This is a genomic window from Sporomusa sp. (assembly GCF_057736855.1).
The window spans coordinates 19,516-20,946 of the sequence record NZ_JBYKYF010000011.1 but is presented as its reverse complement, the minus strand read 5'-3'; the positions used below and the strand labels follow the sequence as shown (position 1 = coordinate 20,946).

General features: G+C 40.9%; 3 protein-coding genes. All 3 read left to right on the top strand.

All coding sequences use genetic code 11. The annotated features are described in order from the left end of the window. On the top strand, nt 1-516 hold a 516-nt coding region (nadD, locus tag AC29Z1_RS01655; RefSeq protein WP_488269717.1), incomplete at its 5' end, for a nicotinate-nucleotide adenylyltransferase. 117 nt (nt 517-633) lie between these two features. Continuing rightward, complete coding sequence (gene rbp, locus AC29Z1_RS01650) at nt 634-885, top strand: RNA-binding regulator (protein WP_488269716.1); 252 nt, start codon at nt 634-636, stop codon at nt 883-885. Nucleotides 886-1,035: 150 nt separating this feature from the next. Continuing rightward, on the top strand, nt 1,036-1,431 hold a 396-nt coding region (yqeK, locus tag AC29Z1_RS01645; RefSeq protein WP_488269715.1), incomplete at its 3' end, for a bis(5'-nucleosyl)-tetraphosphatase (symmetrical) YqeK.

Genomic DNA, 1,431 nt, shown 5'->3' with positions numbered 1-1,431 from the left:
AATCTAGACAAGGTATTATTTATTCCTGCAAGCAATCCGCCGCATAAACAAGATTCAATTGTTACGCCTGCCATCCACCGATATATAATGACAGTGATGGCTACCTATTCTAATCCCTATTTTTTTGTATCAAGTATTGAACTCGAACGTTCTGGCCCATCGTATACGATTGATACTGTCAAACAATTAATTGATTATTACGGTGCCAGTACGGAGTTTTATTTTATTACTGGTGCTGACGCAATAAAAGATCTACCTACATGGCATAATATTGACCAGCTTTTAGATTTATGTTACTTTGTGGCAGCAACTAGGCCGGGTTCAATTAGTTATATTGATCAAGTGATAAAACAGTTTGGTGCCAAAGGGCGGCGCAGTATTCAACGGCTGGCGACACCTGAACTTGAAATATCTTCTACTGATATTCGTGAACGGGTAAAACAGGGACGGTCGATTAAATATATTGTGCCGGAAAGTGTGGAAGCTTACATCTACAAGGAAGGTTTATACCGTTAACAGCTTGTAAGGCGCAAAAGGTAGAATCAGGCAGGCATAAATACTGTGCTTTTGTAGATAATGTTAACGTAAAACGTTCTTTGTTTAAGCATCCTGATGTAACGGAGGTGATTCCCTTTGGCAAAAACTCTCTATGTCGGCAATCTACCATGGTCTACTACAGATACAGAACTTGCCGACACTTTCCGGCCATATGGTTCTGTAATTTCTAGCAGAATCATCACTGATAAGGAAACAGGCCGTTCCCGTGGATTTGGATTTGTAGAAGTAGAGGACGCTGATGCAGACAAAATGATTGAGGCCATGAATGGTTCTCAACTTGGCGGACGTCAAATTGTTGTCAACGAAGCAAAGCCACGGCAAGGATAAGCGGCTGGGCAGAACTGGTAAGTAATTACATTGTTACAATATATTCACCTCCTATTTTTAGGAGGTTTTTCTATTTATGCCTGGATATGTACAAGAGGATATTTGCAAAAACTATCGAATTTTAGAAAGATAAATAAGGTGGTGTCAAAAATGGAGTATCATCAGGCCATGGATAAACTAGCGAAAGCATTATCTGCCAAGCGCTTTCAACATTCGCTAGGAGTAAGTCAGACTGCTGGCGAACTTGCCCAAAAATTTGGTGTAGATGTAGAAAAGGCTCGACTTGCTGGCCTATTACATGATTGTGCCCGCAACTTTTCCATCGATGACCTATTGCAAAAGGCCGAAGCTTTTGCTATAGTGATGAAGGATGTCGAATCTTGTCAGCCAATACTATTACACGCACCAGTGGGTGCATATATAGCCAACATAGAATATGGAGTCGATGATCAGGAAATTCTTGATGCCATTAGGCTCCACACCACAGGCGGGCCTAATATGTCGCCTTTAGAAAAAATTTTATATGTAGCTGATTGTATCGAGCCA